Below are 19,991 nucleotides of genomic sequence, written 5' to 3' on the forward strand. Positions count from 1 at the left end.
ATGGAATTTCTTGTAGCAAGCAGTATTGGGCTTCTGACAACGTGCGGAACATACCTTTTGCTGCGTGGGCGGACGTTCCCGGTGGTGATTGGTTTGGCGCTTCTGTCCTATGCGGTGAACGTATTTCTGTTCGCCATGGGACGGCTTACCATCAATATGCCGCCGATCCTGCGTGAAGGTGTGACGGAATACACCGATCCATTGCCACAGGCACTTGTGCTGACGGCGATTGTGATTTCGTTTGGGATGACGGCATTGATCGTTGTGCTGTCGATCCGGGCCTATCTTGAAATCGGGAATGATCATGTTGACGGTCAGCCAGTTGGCGAGCCTTCCGAAGCAGGAGATAAAAACTGATGGGTGACTGGATTGTTGTTCCCATAGTGCTGCCCGCTGTGATGGCCGCCCTGATCGTTTTGGCGGTTCGTCATTATATTTTGTTGCAGCGCGTATTTTCGATAACGGCAACCGTGGCCCTTGTCGCAGTGACCTTGTCGCTGGTGATTTTTGCCAATGGCAATGGGCCGGAAATGTATGCCCTGTCCGATTGGCCAGCCCCGTTCGGAATTGTGCTGGTTCTCGACCGGTTGTCGGCGATGATGGTTTTCCTGACATCGATTCTGGGGCTTGGTGTGGTTCTGTTTGCATCGAGTGAATGGGACAAGCGCGGCAAGCATTTTCATGCCCTGTTCCAGTTCCAGCTGATGGGGGTTAATGGTGCGTTCCTGACGGGAGACTTGTTTAACCTGTTTGTCTTCTTTGAGGTTCTGCTGATCGCGTCTTATGGGCTTATGCTTCATGGTGCTGGGGCCGACCGTCTTAAGGCGGGCATGCAATATGTTGTCGTCAATCTGACCGGGTCAGCCTTGTTCCTGGTTGGGGTTGGCATGATATATTCAGTGACCGGGACGCTGAATATGGCAGACTTGGCCATTCAGGTTGCAAACATAGCACCGGGAGATGCCGCGTTGCTGCGCGCCGGGGCGTTGGTTTTATTGCTTGTTTTCTGTGTGAAGGCGGCGATGGTGCCGATCCATTTCTGGCTTCCGGGGACTTACGCCAATGCACCCGCACCGGTCGCGGCCCTGTTTGCGATCATGACCAAGGTCGGGGCCTATTCGGTGTTGCGCGTTTATTCGCTGGCTTTTGGCGACAATGCCGGTGATATGGCATGGCTCGCACAACCCTATATCCTGCCCGCCGCCCTGATCACCATTGCCGTTGGCATGATCGGTGTTTTGGCTGCAAAACGCCTCAATAACCTGATTGCCTTTGCGGTGATCGGCTCGATGGGGACGCTTCTGACGGCGATTGGGCTCTTCACCCCTGAAAGCATTTCAGCAGGTCTTTACTATCTGTTGCATTCGACGTTTTCGGCTGCGGCCCTCTTCCTGATTGCCGATCTGGTAGTATCTCGCCGGGGTCAGTTTGGCGACAGCCTGAACACCGCCCCGGTCTTCCATCAGTCGGGTTTTCTTGCCATTCTGTTCTTTATCGGGGCGATTGGCATGGCCGGGATGCCGCCGTTGAGCGGATTTATCGGTAAATTACAGATCCTTGACGCTTCGCGCGACAGTGATGCCATGGTCTGGATTTGGTCGGTTATTCTGGTGACGTCCTTGATGTGCATTATCGGTTTTGGCCGCGCAGGCAGTGTGCTGTTCTGGAAAAGTGCATCCGCCGAAGGCGAGATCGTTGTTGAAGGTGCCAAATGGCCGGTTCTGCCGATTATTGCCGCGTGCGGTATGCTCGGGGGGCTGTTTGCCTTAACGGTCTTTGCCGGTCCGATCAGTAGCTACCTCAACGGGACTGCGGACCAGATATTTGATACGTCGCAATATATTCGAGCAGTGCTGGGCGATGGTGCCCTTGCGCAGTTTGGCCAGTAAGTGGTGTTGAAAGGATCATGATGATGAAACGTTATCTTCCCCACCCGCTGCTGTCGCTGGCTTTGTTGGTCGTCTGGATACTTCTGGCGAACGAGATATCGGCAGGCGCCGTTGTTTTCGGTGCAATCCTTGCGGTGATTATCCCCTTGATCACCGCAAGTTTCTGGCCAGACCGTCCCAAAGTGGGCAACGTAATTGCGATTTGCGAATATGGCTTGGTGGTCATGTGGGACATTCTGGTTGCCAACGTGATCGTTGCCGGACTGATCCTATTTCGTAAAACCGAAACTCTTGAATCTAAATGTGTAGTGGTGCCGCTGGACCTTACGTCGCCTGAAGCGATTACGACCCTTGCGGGCACGATTACCATGACGCCGGGCACCGTGACTATTGATCTCAGTGCCGATGCCAAAAGCCTTCTGGTGCATTGTCTGCATGCGCCTGATGCACAGGGTGTGATTGATGATATCAAGGACCGCTACGAACGTCGCCTGAAGGAGATTTTCGAATGATCGAATATGCACTGAATTTCGGCTTCGTCTGTGTGTCATTGGCATTGCTGATGAATTTATGGCGTCTGACCATGGGGCCGACAACGGCAGACCGCATTTTGGCGGTCGATACCATGGCGATTAACGCCATCGCCCTTCTGGTGATGTATGGCATCGCCAAGGGAACCGCGATGTATTTCGAAGGCGCGCTTTTGTTCGCCATGTTCGGGTTTGTTTCAACCGTGGCCTACTGCAAGTTCATCTTGCGTGGCGACATCATCGAATAAGGGAGCGTTGTGATGCCATTTGTCGTCGAACTCATTATCTCGCTTCTGATTGTGATTGGTGGATTGTTCCTGCTGGTCGGGTCATTCGGGATGCTCAAGCTGCGTGATTTGCTGCCGCGCCTGCATGCACCGACCAAAGCCAGTACCGTTGGCGTCGGGGGTGTTTTGATTGCCTCTATGCTGTATTTCTGGGTTGAACGCGGGCATTTCACCATTCATGAATTGCTGATCACGCTGTTCATATTCCTGACCGCACCGATTACAGCCAACCTGATCGCCAAGGCTTACATGCTGTTGAATGTTGATCCACATTCGGATTTGCCACCCAGTAAGCAGAATGAAGGTTGGGCGACTTTTGATCCGGTCGGGCCCGAAGGCTATGATCCCAGCGAGGAATATCAGGAAAAGGAAAACTGATTTTTCCGGCTTTTAACTTTCTGACGTATTTTAAAGAACGGCACCGTCATTCGGTGCCGTTTTTGTTAGGATACCCCCATGACAGCATTGCGTGGAACATCCGCCATGATTTTTGAAACCAACCGCCTGATATTGCGTCCCCGAACCATGGATGATTTTGACGACTGTATTGTCATGGACAAGGCGCCCGGTGTTGTCGATTTCATTCCCGGGCCTTGGGATGAGGACGGCGAACACAGAGCGTTTGTCCGAACCCGGATCAATGCGCACTATAGTGACGGGTTGGGATACTGGTCGGTCTTTGCCAAATCTGCACCAAACACCTTTATGGGCTGGGTACTTTTAATCCCCGAGGATGGCGTTGGGCCGGATGTTGAAATCGGGTGGCGGCTGCATCCCGATTATTGGGGAAACGGCTTTGCGTCTGAGGCGGCCCTTGCACTGGTGCCACACGCGTTTGAAACGCTAAACTTGCCGCGTATTGTGGCCGGGATTGATCAACGTAATCATGGGTCCATTGGTGTTGCCCGTAAAATCGGGATGACGTGCCGATCAAAACCGGATCGATATGATGTGTATGTGATCGAAAACCCACAACGGTCTGATGCGTGATCAGTTGTCTGACAGAGCCGTGACTGCTAGACAAAAGGCAAGAGGGAGCCTTTATCATCATGCCTGATTTTTCCATTGAAGATCAGTATTGCGGACGCATTGCCGGGATTGACGAAGTTGGTCGGGGGCCATTGGCCGGACCGGTTGTTGCCGCCGCGGTTATCCTGCCACGTGATGACCTGTTGCCCGCTGTTCTTTTGAACGAACTTAATGATTCCAAAAAACTGTCAGTCAAAAAGCGTGATCAGCTTCATGACATCATCATGAGCTGCGCCGAGGTTGGTATTGGCGCTGCATCGGTGCGCGAGATTGACCAGATTAATATCCTGCAGGCAACCTATGTTGCGATGCGCCGTGCCGTTGCCCATTTATCAACCCTTCCCGATCAGGCACTGGTTGATGGCAATCGTGACCCCGGGTTGCCTTGTGCGGTTGAAACCGTGGTTAAGGGCGACAGTAAATCGCTTTCGATTGCGGCAGCGTCAATCGTTGCCAAGGTGGTGCGTGATCGTGCCATGGCGCGCCTTGCTGTGCGCTATCCGTTTTTTGGCTGGGAAGGCAATGCAGGTTATGGTGTGAAAAAGCACATGGCAGGTCTTGGTGATGTTGGGCCAACCCCGCACCATCGCCGCAGCTTTAAACCGATTGCCAATTTGTTCGATGCAATGATGGACGGCCGTTAAGAGTATGGCCGTCACTGATGACTATCCGGATCGTTCCTAAGCCAGTGCGATGCGATTAAGCGGTGTGATTTGGGCGCGGACCAAATCGGTGCCGTCTTCGTCACGGGTAATGGCGGCAAATCCATCGCAATGTCTGATTTCAACCCGTTCATGCACGCGGCATTCGGTTCGGAACTGAATATCGAGGCTTTCGGGATGAAAGTCCGGTCGATTGTTTTGTCCGGCGATCCCCAGAACCCACTGCATCAACCGCACATTATTGACGTGCCCATACAGATCAAGGTCCGACGGGCGTGCCTTGATGGTGTCGCCCGGAGAAAGCGGATCGGTGGTAAAGGGGGCGCGTAGCGGCGCATCAATCAATTTTGGGCCGGGCGGGTTCGGCAGGCGGTCGGAAATCCAGTCGGGCCAATGTGCAGCACGGCGTTCACGCAAATCAAACATCACCCAGAAACTTTGCGCGACACCAATCACGTCACCTTTGGCATTGGTAAGACGAAAATCACGGGTGGCAACTCGGCGCGATACTCCTGATGGCCATGTTTCAACCGTGATGTCTTCGCCATTGCCGGGATAGTCGCGAATATGAATGACCATGCGCGCCAATACCCATGCGATCCCCTGATCAACCGTGTCGTCATAGGCCAGTTTTAGTATCCGGGCACCCCAGCCAGCCGCATCTTGCATGTAATCGGCAAGGGCAGAGAGCATGACTTTGCCATTGTCGCCAATCTCTGAATAGCGAACCCGATATGTCCCGCGCCAACCGCAATTTTCGGGCAGGGGGGCATTGGCAATATGATTCCAGTCAATCGTCATCGGGCAGTCCTTTTAATACGAGGGACCTTTATATGGATGATGATCGCCTGTTGGCAAATAAAGTGAGTTGTTTGGGCATCCTCGATGCCCGGTAAGCAAAACCGTTCATTGAAAAAGTGAAGGCATGTTATCTTTTTGCTTTCTGTGCCGGATTTGGGGTCTGGCGGACATGCAGACACGCTGGGGGCATCATGGCGACGCGGACATACACCAAGACCAAACGCGCAGATAAGGAACAAGATACCCATCAAAAGATCATTGATGCGGCCTTGTTGCTTTATGGTTCGGTTGGTCCTGCCGCAACAACCATCAGTGCGGTTGCAACCAAAGCATCTGTGCAGCGTTTGACCGTCTATCGCCACTTTCCCAAGGAAGCTGATTTGATGGTAGGCGCGCTAAAGGCGTGGTTTGAAAGCAGTCCGATGCCTGATCCGGCAGACTGGCGCGACCGCGTTAACCCGCAAGACTGGCCCATCGCAATTTTGAGCATGCTGTATAATTATTACAGCGAAACCAGCAACGTATGGGCTGGCCTGCTGTCAGATCGTGGAAAGCTTGAGGATCTGGACAACGCATTACGCCCCGCCGACAAACATCTTGCCCTTATCCAAGATGACATCATGCGTCATCTTCCTGCGGCACGACGTGACAATGTCCTTTGCCGGGCCGTTGTTCGCCACAGCGTACAGTTCTCAACTTGGCAGAGCTTGGCGGCCAGTGAACTTGATACGGTCGAGATTGCGGCACTGATGGAAGACTGGGTGCGGCACAGTCCCTTAAGTTAATTGTGGATCGAACTTTGCAGAGCAGGCGTGTTCATCAATATGATGGAGTCTGGCGCATTTTTTTTGTGTCGCCGCGCTTTTTCTTGTTATCAGTGCGTTTGCGTTTTGCCGACATGCTGGGACGTGTTTTTACGCGATATTTCTTGCGCTCGGCAGCTTTGCGCAGCAGGGCGAGAAGCCGTTCTATCGCATCTTGCTTGTTGCGTTCCTGTGTGCGGTGACGCTGGGCGTCAAAGATGATCTCGCCATCGTTGGTCAGTTTGCTTCCAGCAAGTTCACGCAGGCGGTTGCGTACGCGCAAAGGAAGTTCGGTCAGGTCATCAATGCGCACGCGCATGTGAACTGCACTCGATACCTTGTTGACGTTTTGTCCGCCGGGCCCCGATGCGCGCACGAACTGAAAATTCAGATGGCGTTCATCCAGATAAAGGCCTTTTTCGATCTCAAGCATGGGCAACCGTAAAAGATTTTCAGGGCGTAACCGGGGCGGTTAACATAACTGAGTGTAGTAGTCGGCTATTAATTGAATTTCGCAATTACTGCGCCTACATTGACGTGGGTCTAGCCTGTCAGGGGCGTGACGGGCTGTAAACAGGAAATCGACGGTGCGCTTTTCGCATATTTATATTGGTCTTGGCTGGCTTGCAATTGGATTGGGCGTTGTGGGTATCTTCCTGCCGCTTTTACCAACGACGCCGTTTATGTTGTTGGCCGCTTGGCTGTTTGCCAAGGGATCTCCAAGACTGCACGACTGGATTTGCAATCATCCCCGGTTTGGCGGCCCAATTCGTGACTGGAACAATCATGGTGTCATCAGTCGGCGGGCCAAATGTATGGCGATGTTGGCATTCTTTGTTGTGATTGCGGTGTCGCTGATCTTTGTCGAAAGCCGTTGGGTCGTGATGGTTCAGGTGCTGGTCGCTGTTCCGGTCAGTTTGTTTATCCTGTCGCGGCCATCAGCACCCCGGCTTGTGAAAGTTACAAATCCAACGGCGGGCAATCCGTAAAGCCGATCAATCTGGGGTGTTTGATCTTAGCCGGTCTTCTTGCGGCTGAGTTCGCCCTGACAGGATTCTTCAAGTTTATCAAGCTCATCAAGTGTTGCGTCAATGTCCTCACGCTGTGTGCGAAGTGCATCACGGCGTTCGTTGATTTTGGACACAAGGATGGTCAATTGGGTGATTTCGCTGCGGTCGCCATCATAGAGATCAAGAAGATCACGTATTTCCTTTAATGAGAAACCAAGCCGCTTGCCGCGCATGATCAGGCGCAAACGCACCCGGTCACGCTGGCTGTAAATGCGGGTTTGTCCCTGACGTTCGGGCTCTATCAGTTCCTGATCTTCGTAAAAGCGGATGGTCCGCGTGGTTACGTCAAACTCGCGGGCAAGATCAGTAATCGAGTAGCTGTCGCTCATGGGGGCTCAATGCTGTTGAGGTTTACGCTTACGTAAACTGAAAGCTACATGCTTTCCTGTGTGACGACAATCGGCAATTCTTTTGGAAACTCGACGCAAAATGTGCTGCCTTCGCCCGGCGTGCTGGTGACCGTGAGCGATCCACCGTGCCGGTCGACGATCTTTTTGCAAATCGCCAGGCCAATTCCTGTCCCGGCATAATCACCATAGCCATGCAGGCGTTTGAAAACCTCAAAAATGGTTTCGTGATATTGCTCTTCAATTCCGATCCCGTTATCGGCAACAAAAATGCGGTAGTTGTTCAGAGTTTCCTTGGCGAATACCCGTACCTTGCCATCTTCGGGGTCACTGTATTTCAGGCCATTGGATACCAGGTTCTGGAACAGCAGCAGTAGCTGGCTTGCATCGCCGGTGATGGTGGGAAGGGTTCCTTCGCGGATGATATTGCCTTCGGGGGCGGACCCGGCACGTTTGAAGTTGGTTACAAGTGCATCAAACAGGGCATGTAAAGAAACCGCGTGGAACGGTTTCCCATGACGTCCAACACGCGACAGGGTCAGAAGGTCGTCAATCATGCGCTGCATGCGTTGGGTGCCATCAACAGCATAATGAATGAATTCATCGGCTGTATCGTCAAGCTGGCCTTCGTACCGCCGGGCGATGAGCTGGGTATAGCTTGACACCATGCGCAGTGGTTCTTGCAAGTCATGGGACGCAGCATAGGCAAACTGTTCAAGTTCGCTGTTGGACCGTTCAAGTTCAGCCATGGTGCGCTGAATTTCCATCTCATGGCGTTTGCGTTGGGAAATATCGCGCAGGGTAATAATGTAGTGATAGCGTTCATCAGCGGAAAAATGGCTGATCGCGACTTCCAGCGGTATGTTGCGACCGCTCGACGTGCAGGCGAGAACCTCGATCACCCCGGTTCCAAGGTCGGTTAAAAGCCGATCTTTTGGCGGTGGCGACGGGGTGATGTGTTCGCTGTCAGGCAAAAGAAAGCGAATGATGTTGCGAAGTTCCGGGTCACCTTCGGAGCCACATAGCTCCTGCGCGCGTGCATTCAAAGGTTCAATATTGCCGTCATCAGACGCCACCAGAATGGCATCAATGGTATTTTGCAAAATAGCCCGGGTTCGGCCTTCGCTGCGTCTGGTTTGGGTAACAAGGTCAGCCAATTCGGCGGCCTGCTGACGAAGCAGTCGGTCACGCTGAACCGCAAGTGTCACATCGCGAATGGTCAACGAACACAGTGTGCCGTTGCTACTTGTCTTGATTGGATGGATGCGGATTGATTGTTCCATGCGATCAAAGCTTGCAGCAAATTGCGGTAGGGGTTTTAACGGCAGGGCCCCTTGATTAAGCGACGGGGATATAACGGCGGGCATGCCAAATTTCAGGCAGTCTTCAATCGCTTGACTGACCCGGCCTAATTTAGTTTCAGGAAAAACGTCGACAAGTTGTTTGCCAAGAACTTGATGCGGTGCAAGATCAGATCGGTTTTGCATCCATCTGTTCCAATGGCAAATCGCGCCATCCTGTGAAATCGCCAGCGATCCGGTATCTGCCGTATCAAGCAACGCGGCATAAAGTTCGGCAGCTTTGTCTGATCTATCGAGGCTGCCCGACAGCGTTTTGTGGTCCAACGATGATGGTGTCGACTTTTTCATTCACCTCGACCCGGTTAACCAAGTGAATTGGCCAGAAAACGACGGACCAGTTCCCTGAGCATCTGGATTGAATCCAGATCCATAACAAACAGGACATACCCATCAATGTCATTTTGACGCAGCATGAATTGCACATGCAAGATCATCAGGACGGGTTTTTTGCCAGTTTGGCTACTTGCGTCATCTTGATCCAGCAACGACCGGCTTTCGCGTTTGCGAAATGAGGGCATTGAGCAATTTATTGGTTCACCAAGCACATTTGAAATGCTGCCAAGGCAGGCATTTAAAATGATATTGCCGACCTCCATCAGGGCTTCTTGCTCAAGATCAGTCAAGGCCTCAAGCGGAACGTCGACTTTCAAAAGGCTGCGCACCAGTTCCAGACTGCGTTCTTCGGGAAATACCAGCATGGCCTCGCCTTTAAAGGGGCCGTCGAATGTCTGGCTTACGGCAGAAACAATTTCAGTTGGGGCCTTGGCAAGGTCAGTATCAGAGAACCGCTCGACGAAAGTAATGCGCGGAACGGTTAGTTCAACCGGTTGTTCGACCATCTCGGACAAGGATGATGCGGCCCGACCAACACCGATGTTGATCAATTCACTGATGGTATCATGTTCAAGTTCTGTCAGATCAATCATCGGCCCGCTTCCTTGGCCGCGATGTAGTCACGAATTTTTTCTTCGGTCGGTGGCTTTGCCAGAAAATCAACACCGATGCTTTCGGCTTTGTTCTGGATTTCTTTTTGAATATTGGCCGTCAGAAGGGCTATCACGGTATCAGGAAACTGTGCACGTAACTTCTCGCAAAGCTCAAGGCCATTCATACCGGGCATATTAAAATCGACCAGTAGATAATCGTAGGATTTCTCCGCGACCATCGCCAAGGCTTTTGCCGCATCTTCGGCCTCCTCAATTTCCCACCCCGCAAAATTGCTGGATATGAACGCCTTGACCAGAAGCCGGGCGAATTTGCTGTCATCTATGAGCAGGACGGATTTTTGTGGGGCCATTTTGCTTCTCGGATAACCAGACGTTTGAATGTGGTGCGCAGGTTGCGCTTCTTCGTTGGTGTTAGCGACTTATGGTTCAATATCGGCCTTGGCGGACAGACGTATAATATGGTGAACCGCCTCATGTGCAGGCAGCGGCGTCGCAATCAGGAACCCCTGAACTTCGTCACATCCGCTGTCGCGCAGGAAGTCCATTTGTTCTATGGTTTCAACACCTTCGGCAACCACCTGTAGACCAAGATTATGGCCCATGATGACAATTGCGCGCGTGATGGCGGCATCATCGCTATCGACTGTGATGTCGCGGACAAACGACCGGTCAATCTTGATGGAATTGATCGGCAGGCGTTTAAGATACGCCAGGGATGAATAGCCCGTGCCAAAGTCATCAACCGCGATTTGCAGCCCAAGGTGGCGCAGTTCTTCAAGGATTGTAGCCGATTTCTTGATTTCCTGCATCATCACGGTTTCGGTAACTTCAAGCACGATGCGTGCGGCAGGTGTATCGGTTTGTTCAAGAATACGCGCAATCGTTTGCGTGATCCGGCCTTCCATCAATTGTCGTGGTGACACATTGATCGCAATCGGAACCGGCGGGACATTCGCGGCGTCCCACTCACCGATCTGACGGCAGACTTCCTCGAAAACCCACTCGCCGATCTTGCCGATCAGTCCGGTTTCTTCTGCCACCGGGATGAACTGCATCGGCGAAATATAGCCGCGCCCCGGATGTTTCCAGCGGATAAGCGCCTCAAGCCCGCAAATCTGGTCGGTTTTAAGGTCCACCTTGGGCTGATAATGCAGCTCAAATTGATTTTTTGCGAGGGCTTCCCGGAGATCATTTTCGATCACAAGGCGCGCCATCGCACTTTCGTTCATCGTCTTGGTAAAGAAGTGATAGGTGCCGCCACCCCCCGATTTCGCGCTATACATCGCAGTGTCGGCGTTGCGCATCAATGTTGGGAAATCTTCACCATCGGATGGATAAAGCGCAATGCCAATGGATGGGGTGACAAACAGAATGCGTCCCTTGATATCGAAGGCTGGTGTCAGTGCGTCAAGTACAGCCTGCGACAAATTGGCGGCATCCTGCATTTCCTTTAGATCGGGAATAATGATCAGGAACTCGTCCCCGCCAAGACGCCCGACTATTTCCTGACGGCCAATGACTTTTTGCAGTCGTAGCGCCACAGCCTTGAGCAATAGGTCCCCGACATGATGTCCCAAGCTGTCATTGATTACCTTGAAACGATCAAGGTCGATAAAGACAACTGCGGTTGCGCCATGGCGTCGGTCTTTGTCATCTTGGTGTACCGCCAGTGCATTTGACAGGCTGTGTTCAAGCATGCTGCGGTTCGGCAGGTTGGTCAGCGTGTCGTGGTTGGCCATATAGACCAGCTGTTCTTCATAGCGCTTGCGCACGGTAATGTCGTTTAGAACGGCTGTAATAAGCGGCGTTGCAGCATCAGGGATCGGGCGGAAGGCAAAAGAAACGTCAATTTCGCGTTGGTCTATCCGGATGATGGGTAAGATGATGCGTTTTTCTGTTATCTCAACGCTCGGATCATATGCGGCGAGTTCTTCAAGGGTGTGTTCAAGTGTCGGAATTGATCGCGGGGCGATAAATTCCTGCAAGGTGCGTCCTTGGGGTGTTTCATCACGCATCAACCCCAGTAGGGGTCGGATGGCAGCATTGTATTCAACGATACGACCTGTCGGTGAGATCGTCAGAATCCCGTCAGCAACATTTTGAACAATGGCGTTAAGTTGCGATTCACGGTCTCGGACTTGCTGTTCGGTAACGCGCAGCTTGGTAAGGTTTGTCGAAATGCTGTCGATCAGATTGCGCGTGGTATGCAAAATCATACCGAGCTCATCGCGGTCATGTTTGGCCGGGACGATGATGCTCTGGGGATCGGGATGTTGCGGGTTAATCTTGCGCAGTGTGGCCGAAATGCGCAAGAGCGGTTTGGTCAGTGTCGCATAGAAAAACGCAACCAATACCAGCCCCAAAAGCAGATTTCGTAAAATGCCTGATGCCAGGATGCGTGTCGCACGATTGATAAAACCCTCGGCAATCAGATTGGTATCGATTTGAACACTTAAATATCCGACCAGTTCTCTGGTCGGACCTGTTTCAAGACGAACATCATATTCCTGATTGTCACCAAACATTAGTCTGGTCAGCAAGGAACGGCTGGAACTGCTTGGTGGCTCCGAATGGCGGGCAAGGACATTATCGAAATTGTCGCGCAATACCGCTTCATAGACCGGCTCATATTCAAACAAGCCGGCAATAACGCGTGAGGCCAGATTTTCATCAAGACCGTACGCCGCCTGTGTCGCGGATTCGCGCAAGGTCGCAAGAACCTGATTAACGGTACGGTCAATCAGGGTTTGTTCTTCGCGAAGATCAAGGGTGATTTGAATAGCACTGAGCAGCAGGCCAATAAGCAGGGTAATGGCGACCGCAATGCGTGCCTGTTTTACAGACAGGCGATCCAGCCACTTAAGTTGTTGCTGATCAAGGTTTTCGTTAGACACCCCGAACCCCAAATATTCACTTTTCCCAATCAGTTAAAAGCACACTATGGCGTTGTGTTGTTAAAAGCAATTGTCCCAAGGCCCTAAGAACTGGAAAAGAGCAAAGAAATCTGTATGGTCTGCGCAGAATTTCGAAGGTAAATATCCTATATCTTGTTGGCCGATGTTTCTGCACTGCATCAAACTGGCAATACTACGCAAAAAAATGGGGTTTTAATGGAGTTGCACACAAAGGCCGTGCGTGATAACCCAATGCCCGAGAGAGAACAAGGCCAAGCGCGGGTGCAGCCGCAATCTGGTCCAGCAACCTGTACGGAGTTACACCATGACCTATGTGGTGACGGAAAACTGCATCAAGTGTAAGTATCAGGACTGCGTCGAGGTTTGCCCCGTCGATTGCTTCTATGAGGGTGATAACTTTTTGGTTATTCATCCTGACGAATGCATTGATTGCGGTGTCTGTGAGCCGGAATGCCCCGCAGAGGCTATTATTCCTGATACGGAACCGAACTTGGATAACTGGTTGGAAATCAACCGGAAATTCGCCGAAGTCTGGCCGAACATTACCCGTAAAGGGGATGCGCCGGCTGATGCGGACGAGTGGAATGGCAAAACGGGTAAAACCGAAATGCTCAGTGAAGCACCTGGTAAAGGTGACTGATCAGGTCGCATAACCATCAAGAATTAAACCATATTTGGGTCAGGCCAGTGTTGGTATTTGGCCCTTTGCATGGCTGCATTGAGCTGGTGACACGGAAAAATTCTGTGAAACACCGGCTCTTTGTGTTATTGTCTCCAACTCGCGTTTAAGGGCTCGACAGGCTCGTTCCGAATTTACCGGATCCCCGTTTAATATCCCCTGTCTGAAACCGCGACTTTGCCAAAAGCTTGGTCGTGTGCAGCTCTTCGCGTCACTGGGTCTATAGTGTTACAGTTGAATGACCAGGTCTCATACGGCCGGAAGGATGCTTGATGTCGGATAAGTTGCCCTTTACTGTTGGCGATTACGTTGTTTACCCCGCGCACGGTGTTGGCTGTGTCGACGGTCTGGAAACCCAGGAAATCGCGGGTCAGGAATTGCGCCTTTATGTAATTACCTTTGAATCCAGCCGCATGACGTTGCGTGTGCCGGTTAATAAGGTGGGCAACTCGGGTCTTCGTAAGCTTTCCTCTAAAAAGCAGATGGACTCCGCACTGATTACCCTTAAGGGGCGTGCACGCGTAAAACGGACCATGTGGTCGCGCCGTGCCCAGGAATACGAAGCAAAAATCAATTCAGGCGACCCTGTTTCCATCGCAGAAGTCGTGCGCGATCTTCATCGCAGCGCAACCCAGCCGGAACAGTCGTTCTCTGAACGTCAGATTTACGAAGCAGCCTTTGAGCGCCTCGTTGACGAACTGGCTGCGATTGAAAAAATCGATAAGGACAAGGCATCTGGCAAACTTGAAAAGCTTTTGTACAAAGCTGCCTGATTGCAGACGTCTCCTTACACACCTATTTATAAAAACCGGCCCACAAGGTATCCTTGATATCCTCGGGGCCGGTTTTGTTTTTGTTTTAGGCAGGTTACAGCGATGAGTGCAGTTCTGGCGCCGATTAAGCCGGCAAATAGAATCTGGGTTGTCGGCGCGATCAATGGTGATCATGACGCGTTGCGGGCAGTTCATCAAAAGCTTGCCCCACGCATCACCCCGGGCGACCGGCTGGTCTATCTTGGGAATTACTGGGGCGATGGATCGGGTGAAACTGTCATCGCCACCATCAACGAGCTTCTGTTGTTTCGTCGCTACTTTATTGCGATTGACGGCATCGATATCGCTGACATCGTTTTTCTGCGTGGTGCGTCAGAAGAAATGGTCACCAAGTTGCAGCAAATCCAGTTTGCCCCTAATCCGGGTGAAGTTTTTGACTGGATGTTGACGCGCGGTGTTGCTGGTACGATCAGGGCCTATGGTTTTGACCCGGTCAATGTGCAGTCGATTATGCGTCAAGGCGCGCACGCTATTTCGCAATGGACCTCACAATTTGCCGATGCGCTGCGTCGTCACAGCGGCCACAGTGCTCTTTTGGCCGATCTTAAACATGCTGCCTATACCACGGACGGTCGGTTGATCTTTGTCCATGCGGGCCTTGACGGATCGCGTCCTTTGACCGGACAGACCGATACGTTCTGGTGGGGCGGGTCGATGTTCGAAAGCATCACCGACCGGTACTACGATTGTGCGCGTATTGTGCGCGGCGCATCAGGAAGTCAAACCGGTTTGATTGAACGTGAATTCACCCTGTCACTTGACCATGGTGCGGGTCGTGGTGGGTCGCTTTTGGCTCTGGCCCTTGATGGTCAGGGTAAAGTTTCTGATCGCATCGAAAGCATTTAAATACCTTGGCCTTGCCGCCGGTTGGTCGGGACGGTCATTGGAATACGAAAAAGGCAGCATGTGATTATGCTGCCTTTTGATGTTTTGTCCGCTGGTGGTCTTGGTATTGCTAATGCCTGACGACTTTGACCAAAGCGTTGGGGGCAGGGGCCTCGCCTGCGGCCAGGCCGTTAATGGTCGCAAATGTTGCGGCGGGCTCACGGTCAACCTGCATGTCATCAATAAACGTCTGCAAGGTATATTCCGGATTTGCTGCCCGCACTTTAATGCGAAGCGGCGTGTTGACCTGTTGTTCCTGAGGGGTCAATGGACGGAAGCTGTATGTCGTGCGGCGTAATGCGACGTTATACGAGTCTGCCTTGTCCAAGGGCATGATGAACAGGAACTGATAGGTCGAGTCTTCATGCCGGATAACGACCACGCGCAACCGCGCAGCGCCAGAGCTTAGTGAAACATCAGCACTTCCGGTCGCGGCTTCCTGACCGTTAATATCAAGCATTTCGATATTCTGAAGTGTTATCTGTTTTGAAAATGCGCTTTTAAGATAGTTATCGAGGCGCATGTCTCGCGCTTGGGGCGCTCCTTCAAAGACGATTTGCGCCCCTTGTTTGTCGCGCGCGACCACGGCCGTTGGCTGATTGATCATGGAAAAATCATCGGGAACTTCAAACCGGAAATTAAGCGGAACATGAACGAATTCCGGACCATGGATATAACCCTGGTCCGGACCGTCGCCATACAGGATGCCATCAATGGCAGTCATGTATCGCACGGTGCCCAGCTCCGGGTTGGCAACCGGGGTGACATTGGCCTGCGCATGGGCTTGTTGGATGCGGTCAAGTGTGCGCGGGTGTGTTGCCATGAAATCAAACTGATCAACATCATCGGGTGAACGTCCCGCAAGCACGGCCTGAAGGCGCGAATGCGCACGCAGCTTTTCAAGGAAGGTTGCCATGGCGTCGGGGTCGTATCCTGCCCGCGTGATATAGCGCACGCCGAGCATGTCGGCTTCAAGCTCATGTTCACGCGAGAAGGATTTCAAATAAGCGTTCGCACCGGTGCCAATAATCTCCCCAGCGCCATTGCCGATGGCAACCGAAAGCCCCCCAGCCAAAATCTGGGTAATCATGCCGCGGCTATATCGCTGGGCTGAATGGCGGGCCACCACATGGCCGATTTCATGGGCAAGAACGCCAGCAAGTTCTGCTTCGTTTGAGGCAAGTGCAGTAAGCCCGCGCGTGATGTAGACATATCCGCCCGGAAGTGCAAAGGCGTTGATAACCGGGGAATCAAGAACTGTGAATGTAAACTTCTCATCGGGCGTTTCTGACACGGAGACCAGTTTTTCACCGATTTTAGTGACATAGGCTGGCAGGTCCTTTTCATCGTATTTTCCGCCAAATTCCTTGACCATTTTCGGGTGTTCCTGTGCCCCGATCTTGCGTTCTTCGTCCGGCGACATAAAGGCGGTAAAGCTGTCTTCACCGGTTGCGCGATTGGTCGAGCACCCGGCAAGTCCAACCGTAAGAGTGGCTGCCGCAAACAATGCCGCCACGTGTCGTTTGTGTATGGAATGCAGCCAACCCATTGATGTCTTTCCTCTTGTCGCTTTGCCGCGTAAGTTTGAATCAAACGCCAGACAGAATTTCATGAGAATTGGTAACGCGTGTTGCAGAACCGATCAACACATTCGCAGTCTTTATCCTACGCGGTGAAATTGGGAAATTTTACGGCCAAGGTGGTGTGCGTTTTCAAAGTGATGTTGGTTTTACTGGTTTCTTTGATGCCAGTCAGGAGCGCTCAAGCAAGCGATTGGCGCTGTGGTGCCCGTGTGAATTCTGATGGTACTGACGGTATGGTTGCCGGGAACAGGTCATTGTCGTGGAGTGCGTATCAGGTGTTGCCTCCTGTTGCGGTTGACCAGCTTTTTGCACCCGATTTTGCAAATCAGCCGCTTCGACTGTCTGATGTCGCGTTTGTACCGCAGTTCGAGGCCGCAGCAGTCAATTGGCTGAAAAAGGCCAGTCACGAACCAGTGGAAATTGCCAAGATAACAGCAAAGGCAGATTACCTTGGTCGTCTTCCTGTCCGCATTCGCAGTGGTTCTCCAAACTCGTTTCTGATCTGGCAGGAAGTGCTGTTGTCAAAGGGATTGGTATTGCTGATGCCTGAAACTTCCGGTGATATGGCCCGATTGATTGCAGCAGAAGATACCGCCATTTCCAATGGGTTGGGTATGTGGCGCGATGATGCGATGGATGAGCCTCCTTATGTCGTTGCCGTCGCCTCAGACAAAACCTTGTGGGGGCGATCAAACCTTGCGGATGTAAAAGATGCGATTGGCCGGTTTGTCGTGGTTGATGCTGTTCTTGTCAGTGTCGAGCATCAGGAATGGCGCAGCTACCTCAATTTCGGGCTGGACTGGCGACGTGACTTCACCATCGCGATTGGTTCTGATCTTCGTGATGTATTGGTCGGCTATAAAGAAGCTCTTGATGACTGGATCGGTCGGAAGGTGCGGGTTCGAGGTGTCATAGAAAACCGCGGTGGTCCTTATATTGCACTTCGAAACATCAATTGGTTGTGTGTTGAGGCACAATAGGTGCTTGTTTTGATCGCCAAAATCATGAGAAAGCTAATTTCTGGCGTTTACCAAACTCAATGAATGAGGTCCCCACGTGCTTTATCCAGACGTTACTCCCCACGCAACCGGCTGGCTTTCCCGTGATGACGGTCATGAAATCTACTGGGAAGAGGTCGGAAATCCCGACGGCATTCCGGTTGTTTTCTTGCATGGTGGGCCCGGGGCAGGGATCTCGGTCAACAGTCGCCGTTTCTTTGATCCTCAAAAATATCGGGTGATTTTGCTTGATCAGCGTGGTGCCGGGAAATCAACACCGTTTGGGCGTCTTGAAAACAACACCACAGATCATTTGATTGGGGATATTGAAGCCCTGCGGGAAAATCGGGATATTGATCGTTGGCTGGTATTTGGCGGATCGTGGGGATCGACATTGGCGCTGGCATATGGGCAGGCCCATCCCGAGAATGTTCTTGGGTTCGTTTTGCGTGGGATTTTTCTGTGCCGGGAAACGGAAATTGCCTGGTTTATGGACGGCATGGGGCGTTTCTTTCCGGAAGCGGAGCTTAAATTTATCGAGATTGCTGGATTCCAGAAAAATCCGGGTTGGCAGAAATTACTTGATCGCTATGACGATATTTTTGCAGGCAAAGAAGGCGAAGATATCGCAATTGAAGCAGCCCGAGTCTGGTCTGCATTCGAGGCAACCTGCTGTACCCTTTTGCCAGATGATGGCTTGGTCGAAGATTTCGAAGGTGACCAGATCGCATTGGCATTAGCGAAACTTGAACATCATTATTTTGTAAACCGGGGCTTTTTTGAACCAGATCAGCTTTTGCGCAATATAGGACGCATTTCGCATTTGCCTGTGATCATTGTTCAGGGGCGCTATGACGTTGTTTGTCCGCCGACCTCAGCATTTTCATTGCATGCGGCTTGGCCGGGTTCTGAGATATTTGTGGTTGATGATGCTGGTCACGCCGCAAGCGAACCTGGGATTGTTCGTGAACTGGTTCGGGCAACTGACAGATTTGATGGCTCTCGGTTTGCGGGAAAATAGGATTTTCGTTCCAATGTTTGATTGTGTCTGTTAAATCCTTGGCTAGAATATCTTATTGATTGATCTCATGGGGACGTGATTGATGAAGCTGGGCTTGGGGAAACTGCTTGCAGTTTGTGTCTTTTTTGGTTTTTTGGGTACTGCGCACGCGCAGCAGATTTTGGGTAATAACAACGATTCGGGGCTGCTTGAGTTCTCGACCGGTATGGTCGATATCACTCAGGATGAAGAAGCAGCTGAGTTTCGTCTTGATTACCGCGCCCAGCACGCAATGTTTGATGTGACGCGCCCGATTGGCGGTGTGATGGTAACGTCGGAAGGTGCGGTTCACGGATATGGCGGTTTGGCTGTTGATGTGCTCTGGGGGGATCACTTCGTCTCGAGTGTCTATACCTCTGTCGGGGCATATCATCAGGGGAACGGTGAAGACCTTGGTCATTGGATCGAGTTTCGCTCTGGTCTTGAACTTGGTTTCCGCTTTGACAGCCACGAACGTCTGAGCCTTGGCATTGCGCATATTTCAAATGCGAGTATCGGTGATGAAAATCCGGGGACGGAAATTCTGTCGCTGACCTATTCGTTCCCGATCGAACGCATTTTTGAATAGTCGCTTTTAGCGATCAAACATTCATCGTGACCGATTTGCCTAAGTGTATGATGTGGCCCGCTCGACTATAGGGTTACGTCACAGGGTATCGAAGGGCAAATCGGTTATTTTTTGATACTGTCACAGCTCGTTGATTTTATGACTTTATTGCGCTGAGCAATGATCAGGTGAAATCAAGACAGTCTGACGTCTCGTGATCAGGAAAGCTGCTGATTGATCACACTTTGATTTGCTGCTAAGTCAAGGCTGCCTTTGTGCAGTGCGCCCGTAGCTCAGCAGGATAGAGCACCAGATTCCTAATCTGGGGGCCGTGGGTTCGAATCCCGCCGGGCGCACCAAATCCCTGTTTTCCCTTCGATATGTCCCGTAAAGCACATTAACGTCGGCACGTCTCGGGCTGACTAAGCATGGTTTTGTGTTTAGGTAAGGGTAGGCGGCAATTTCCACATCTTATGATTGTGGCGGCAGAAAACTTTGCTCGGCTTGAAAAGAAGGTCCATTCTTCACATATCCGTAATAGGTGCGGCACGCATAAAACCGCCAAACAGGGCCGCCATTGCATATCGGCCGGGAGGGTATCGTGAAGAACTGGATCAGACTTCCAAATAGCGAAGGGAACTGCATTTCAACACCGGATGGTGGCTCTGGACAAAAACTGTATCAGCGAGAAGTGGGCCGATCCGGTTTTCGGGGGCCATCTGCCCAAATTTACCACAAGCATCCACCTGCGGGGTGGTCGACTTT

General features: G+C 51.8%; 23 protein-coding genes and 1 tRNA gene. 16 read left to right on the plus strand and 8 right to left on the minus strand.

What is annotated here, in order from left to right; all coding sequences use genetic code 11:
• The 7 genes from COO92_RS00910 (at position 1) to COO92_RS00940 (ending at position 4,379) form a co-directional block, all read left to right on the plus strand.
• Positions 1-357 (plus strand): Na+/H+ antiporter subunit C, encoded by a 357-nt coding sequence (locus tag COO92_RS00910; RefSeq protein WP_101299088.1) that lies wholly within the window; start codon positions 1-3, stop codon positions 355-357.
• Positions 357-1,889: a monovalent cation/H+ antiporter subunit D gene (locus COO92_RS00915; protein ID WP_101299090.1), complete on the plus strand. Its 1,533-nt coding sequence runs from the start codon at positions 357-359 to the stop codon at positions 1,887-1,889. The genes COO92_RS00910 and COO92_RS00915 overlap by 1 nt, the downstream gene beginning before the upstream one ends.
• Positions 1,890-1,912: 23 nt before the next feature.
• Positions 1,913-2,401: a Na+/H+ antiporter subunit E gene (locus COO92_RS00920; protein ID WP_240626271.1), complete on the plus strand. Its 489-nt coding sequence runs from the start codon at positions 1,913-1,915 to the stop codon at positions 2,399-2,401.
• On the plus strand, positions 2,398-2,667 hold the full coding sequence (locus COO92_RS00925; protein ID WP_022731052.1) for a K+/H+ antiporter subunit F: 270 nt from the start codon (positions 2,398-2,400) through the stop codon (positions 2,665-2,667). Before COO92_RS00920 ends, COO92_RS00925 begins: the two co-directional genes overlap by 4 nt.
• A gap of 12 nt (positions 2,668-2,679) precedes the next feature.
• Positions 2,680-3,084, plus strand: coding sequence for a Na+/H+ antiporter subunit G (locus COO92_RS00930; RefSeq protein WP_101299092.1), 405 nt, complete (start codon positions 2,680-2,682; stop codon positions 3,082-3,084).
• Between the two features lie 78 nt (positions 3,085-3,162).
• Positions 3,163-3,696, plus strand: a complete 534-nt coding sequence (locus COO92_RS00935; RefSeq protein ID WP_101299093.1) for a GNAT family N-acetyltransferase — start codon at positions 3,163-3,165, stop codon at positions 3,694-3,696.
• A 59-nt stretch (positions 3,697-3,755) separates the two neighbouring features.
• The gene (locus COO92_RS00940; RefSeq protein WP_101299095.1) at positions 3,756-4,379 is read left to right on the plus strand and encodes a ribonuclease HII; all 624 of its coding nucleotides are present in this window, start codon (positions 3,756-3,758) and stop codon (positions 4,377-4,379) included.
• Between the two features lie 36 nt (positions 4,380-4,415).
• Here the strand turns inward: COO92_RS00940 and COO92_RS00945 are convergent, their stop codons facing one another.
• Positions 4,416-5,198 carry an acyl-[acyl-carrier-protein] thioesterase gene (locus COO92_RS00945; protein WP_101299097.1) on the minus strand — a complete coding sequence of 261 codons (783 nt, stop codon included), beginning with the start codon at positions 5,196-5,198 and terminating at the stop codon, positions 4,416-4,418.
• A gap of 191 nt (positions 5,199-5,389) precedes the next feature.
• Here COO92_RS00945 and COO92_RS00950 point away from each other — a divergent pair, with 191 nt between their 5' ends.
• Positions 5,390-5,983 carry a TetR/AcrR family transcriptional regulator gene (locus COO92_RS00950; protein WP_101299099.1) on the plus strand — a complete coding sequence of 198 codons (594 nt, stop codon included), beginning with the start codon at positions 5,390-5,392 and terminating at the stop codon, positions 5,981-5,983.
• Between the two features lie 34 nt (positions 5,984-6,017).
• On the opposite strand, the gene arfB is transcribed toward COO92_RS00950, so the two are convergent.
• Positions 6,018-6,434, minus strand: coding sequence for an alternative ribosome rescue aminoacyl-tRNA hydrolase ArfB (gene arfB, locus COO92_RS00955; RefSeq protein ID WP_101299101.1), 417 nt, complete (start codon positions 6,432-6,434; stop codon positions 6,018-6,020).
• Between the two features lie 154 nt (positions 6,435-6,588).
• On the opposite strand from arfB, the gene COO92_RS00960 reads away from it, so the two are divergent.
• Positions 6,589-6,990, plus strand: coding sequence for a YbaN family protein (locus tag COO92_RS00960; protein ID WP_101299103.1), 402 nt, complete (start codon positions 6,589-6,591; stop codon positions 6,988-6,990).
• Between the two features lie 26 nt (positions 6,991-7,016).
• Here the strand turns inward: COO92_RS00960 and COO92_RS00965 are convergent, their stop codons facing one another.
• The 5 genes from COO92_RS00965 to COO92_RS00985 all read right to left on the minus strand — a co-directional run bounded on the left by COO92_RS00965 (position 7,017) and on the right by COO92_RS00985 (position 12,620).
• The gene (locus tag COO92_RS00965) at positions 7,017-7,400 is read right to left on the minus strand and encodes a MerR family transcriptional regulator (RefSeq protein WP_022731060.1); all 384 of its coding nucleotides are present in this window, start codon (positions 7,398-7,400) and stop codon (positions 7,017-7,019) included.
• Positions 7,401-7,444: 44 nt separating this feature from the next.
• The gene (locus tag COO92_RS00970; protein WP_101299105.1) at positions 7,445-9,067 is read right to left on the minus strand and encodes an ATP-binding protein; all 1,623 of its coding nucleotides are present in this window, start codon (positions 9,065-9,067) and stop codon (positions 7,445-7,447) included.
• Positions 9,068-9,081: 14 nt separating this feature from the next.
• The gene (locus COO92_RS00975) at positions 9,082-9,705 is read right to left on the minus strand and encodes a chemotaxis protein CheC (RefSeq protein ID WP_101299107.1); all 624 of its coding nucleotides are present in this window, start codon (positions 9,703-9,705) and stop codon (positions 9,082-9,084) included.
• A complete protein-coding gene (locus COO92_RS00980; RefSeq protein ID WP_101299109.1) occupies positions 9,702-10,076 on the minus strand; it encodes a response regulator in 375 nt (124 codons plus the stop codon). The genes COO92_RS00975 and COO92_RS00980 overlap by 4 nt, the downstream gene beginning before the upstream one ends.
• A gap of 69 nt (positions 10,077-10,145) precedes the next feature.
• On the minus strand, positions 10,146-12,620 hold the full coding sequence (locus COO92_RS00985; protein WP_240626272.1) for an EAL domain-containing protein: 2,475 nt from the start codon (positions 12,618-12,620) through the stop codon (positions 10,146-10,148).
• 325 nt (positions 12,621-12,945) lie between these two features.
• Between COO92_RS00985 and fdxA the strand changes: the two genes are divergently transcribed.
• The 3 genes from fdxA to COO92_RS01000 all read left to right on the plus strand — a co-directional run bounded on the left by fdxA (position 12,946) and on the right by COO92_RS01000 (position 14,999).
• A complete protein-coding gene (gene fdxA / locus COO92_RS00990) occupies positions 12,946-13,281 on the plus strand; it encodes a ferredoxin FdxA (protein WP_022731065.1) in 336 nt (111 codons plus the stop codon).
• A 311-nt stretch (positions 13,282-13,592) separates the two neighbouring features.
• Positions 13,593-14,093, plus strand: coding sequence for a CarD family transcriptional regulator (locus COO92_RS00995; RefSeq protein ID WP_022731066.1), 501 nt, complete (start codon positions 13,593-13,595; stop codon positions 14,091-14,093).
• Between the two features lie 102 nt (positions 14,094-14,195).
• Entirely contained in the window at positions 14,196-14,999 is an 804-nt protein-coding gene (locus tag COO92_RS01000) for a hypothetical protein (RefSeq protein ID WP_101299112.1), read from the plus strand.
• 109 nt (positions 15,000-15,108) lie between these two features.
• Here COO92_RS01000 and COO92_RS01005 read toward each other — a convergent pair whose 3' ends face one another.
• Positions 15,109-16,587, minus strand: coding sequence for a M48 family metalloprotease (locus COO92_RS01005; protein WP_101299114.1), 1,479 nt, complete (start codon positions 16,585-16,587; stop codon positions 15,109-15,111).
• 288 nt (positions 16,588-16,875) lie between these two features.
• On the opposite strand from COO92_RS01005, the gene COO92_RS01015 reads away from it, so the two are divergent.
• The 4 genes from COO92_RS01015 to COO92_RS01030 all read left to right on the plus strand — a co-directional run bounded on the left by COO92_RS01015 (position 16,876) and on the right by COO92_RS01030 (position 19,585).
• A complete protein-coding gene (locus COO92_RS01015; RefSeq protein ID WP_133125020.1) occupies positions 16,876-17,601 on the plus strand; it encodes a hypothetical protein in 726 nt (241 codons plus the stop codon).
• A 76-nt stretch (positions 17,602-17,677) separates the two neighbouring features.
• Positions 17,678-18,640 carry a prolyl aminopeptidase gene (gene pip, locus COO92_RS01020; protein ID WP_101299120.1) on the plus strand — a complete coding sequence of 321 codons (963 nt, stop codon included), beginning with the start codon at positions 17,678-17,680 and terminating at the stop codon, positions 18,638-18,640.
• An 82-nt stretch (positions 18,641-18,722) separates the two neighbouring features.
• Positions 18,723-19,247 carry an acyloxyacyl hydrolase gene (locus COO92_RS01025; protein WP_101299122.1) on the plus strand — a complete coding sequence of 175 codons (525 nt, stop codon included), beginning with the start codon at positions 18,723-18,725 and terminating at the stop codon, positions 19,245-19,247.
• Between the two features lie 261 nt (positions 19,248-19,508).
• Positions 19,509-19,585, plus strand: a tRNA-Arg gene (locus COO92_RS01030).
• The last annotated feature ends 406 nt before the right edge of the window (positions 19,586-19,991 follow it).

The organism is Thalassospira lohafexi, from assembly GCF_002844275.1.
GTDB classification, from domain to species: domain Bacteria; phylum Pseudomonadota; class Alphaproteobacteria; order Rhodospirillales; family Thalassospiraceae; genus Thalassospira; species Thalassospira lohafexi.

Bases quoted from the DNA above. Each gene is read 5' to 3' on its own strand.
- arfB (WP_101299101.1), bottom strand. From the start codon at position 6,434: ATGCTTGAGATCGAAAAAGGCCTTTATCTGGATGAACGCCATCTGAAT.
- COO92_RS00950 (WP_101299099.1), top strand. From the start codon at position 5,390: ATGGCGACGCGGACATACACCAAGACCAAACGCGCAGATAAGGAACAA.
- COO92_RS00980 (WP_101299109.1), bottom strand. From the start codon at position 10,076: ATGGCCCCACAAAAATCCGTCCTGCTCATAGATGACAGCAAATTCGCC.
- COO92_RS00965 (WP_022731060.1), bottom strand. From the start codon at position 7,400: ATGAGCGACAGCTACTCGATTACTGATCTTGCCCGCGAGTTTGACGTA.
- COO92_RS00995 (WP_022731066.1), top strand. From the start codon at position 13,593: ATGTCGGATAAGTTGCCCTTTACTGTTGGCGATTACGTTGTTTACCCC.
- COO92_RS00915 (WP_101299090.1), top strand. From the start codon at position 357: ATGGGTGACTGGATTGTTGTTCCCATAGTGCTGCCCGCTGTGATGGCC.
- COO92_RS01005 (WP_101299114.1), bottom strand. From the start codon at position 16,587: ATGGGTTGGCTGCATTCCATACACAAACGACACGTGGCGGCATTGTTT.
- COO92_RS00945 (WP_101299097.1), bottom strand. From the start codon at position 5,198: ATGACGATTGACTGGAATCATATTGCCAATGCCCCCCTGCCCGAAAAT.
- COO92_RS00940 (WP_101299095.1), top strand. From the start codon at position 3,756: ATGCCTGATTTTTCCATTGAAGATCAGTATTGCGGACGCATTGCCGGG.
- COO92_RS00910 (WP_101299088.1), top strand. From the start codon at position 1: ATGGAATTTCTTGTAGCAAGCAGTATTGGGCTTCTGACAACGTGCGGA.
- COO92_RS00975 (WP_101299107.1), bottom strand. From the start codon at position 9,705: ATGATTGATCTGACAGAACTTGAACATGATACCATCAGTGAATTGATC.
- COO92_RS01000 (WP_101299112.1), top strand. From the start codon at position 14,196: ATGAGTGCAGTTCTGGCGCCGATTAAGCCGGCAAATAGAATCTGGGTT.
- COO92_RS00925 (WP_022731052.1), top strand. From the start codon at position 2,398: ATGATCGAATATGCACTGAATTTCGGCTTCGTCTGTGTGTCATTGGCA.
- fdxA (WP_022731065.1), top strand. From the start codon at position 12,946: ATGACCTATGTGGTGACGGAAAACTGCATCAAGTGTAAGTATCAGGAC.
- COO92_RS00935 (WP_101299093.1), top strand. From the start codon at position 3,163: ATGACAGCATTGCGTGGAACATCCGCCATGATTTTTGAAACCAACCGC.
- COO92_RS00930 (WP_101299092.1), top strand. From the start codon at position 2,680: ATGCCATTTGTCGTCGAACTCATTATCTCGCTTCTGATTGTGATTGGT.
- COO92_RS01025 (WP_101299122.1), top strand. From the start codon at position 18,723: ATGAAGCTGGGCTTGGGGAAACTGCTTGCAGTTTGTGTCTTTTTTGGT.
- COO92_RS00970 (WP_101299105.1), bottom strand. From the start codon at position 9,067: ATGAAAAAGTCGACACCATCATCGTTGGACCACAAAACGCTGTCGGGC.
- COO92_RS00920 (WP_240626271.1), top strand. From the start codon at position 1,913: ATGAAACGTTATCTTCCCCACCCGCTGCTGTCGCTGGCTTTGTTGGTC.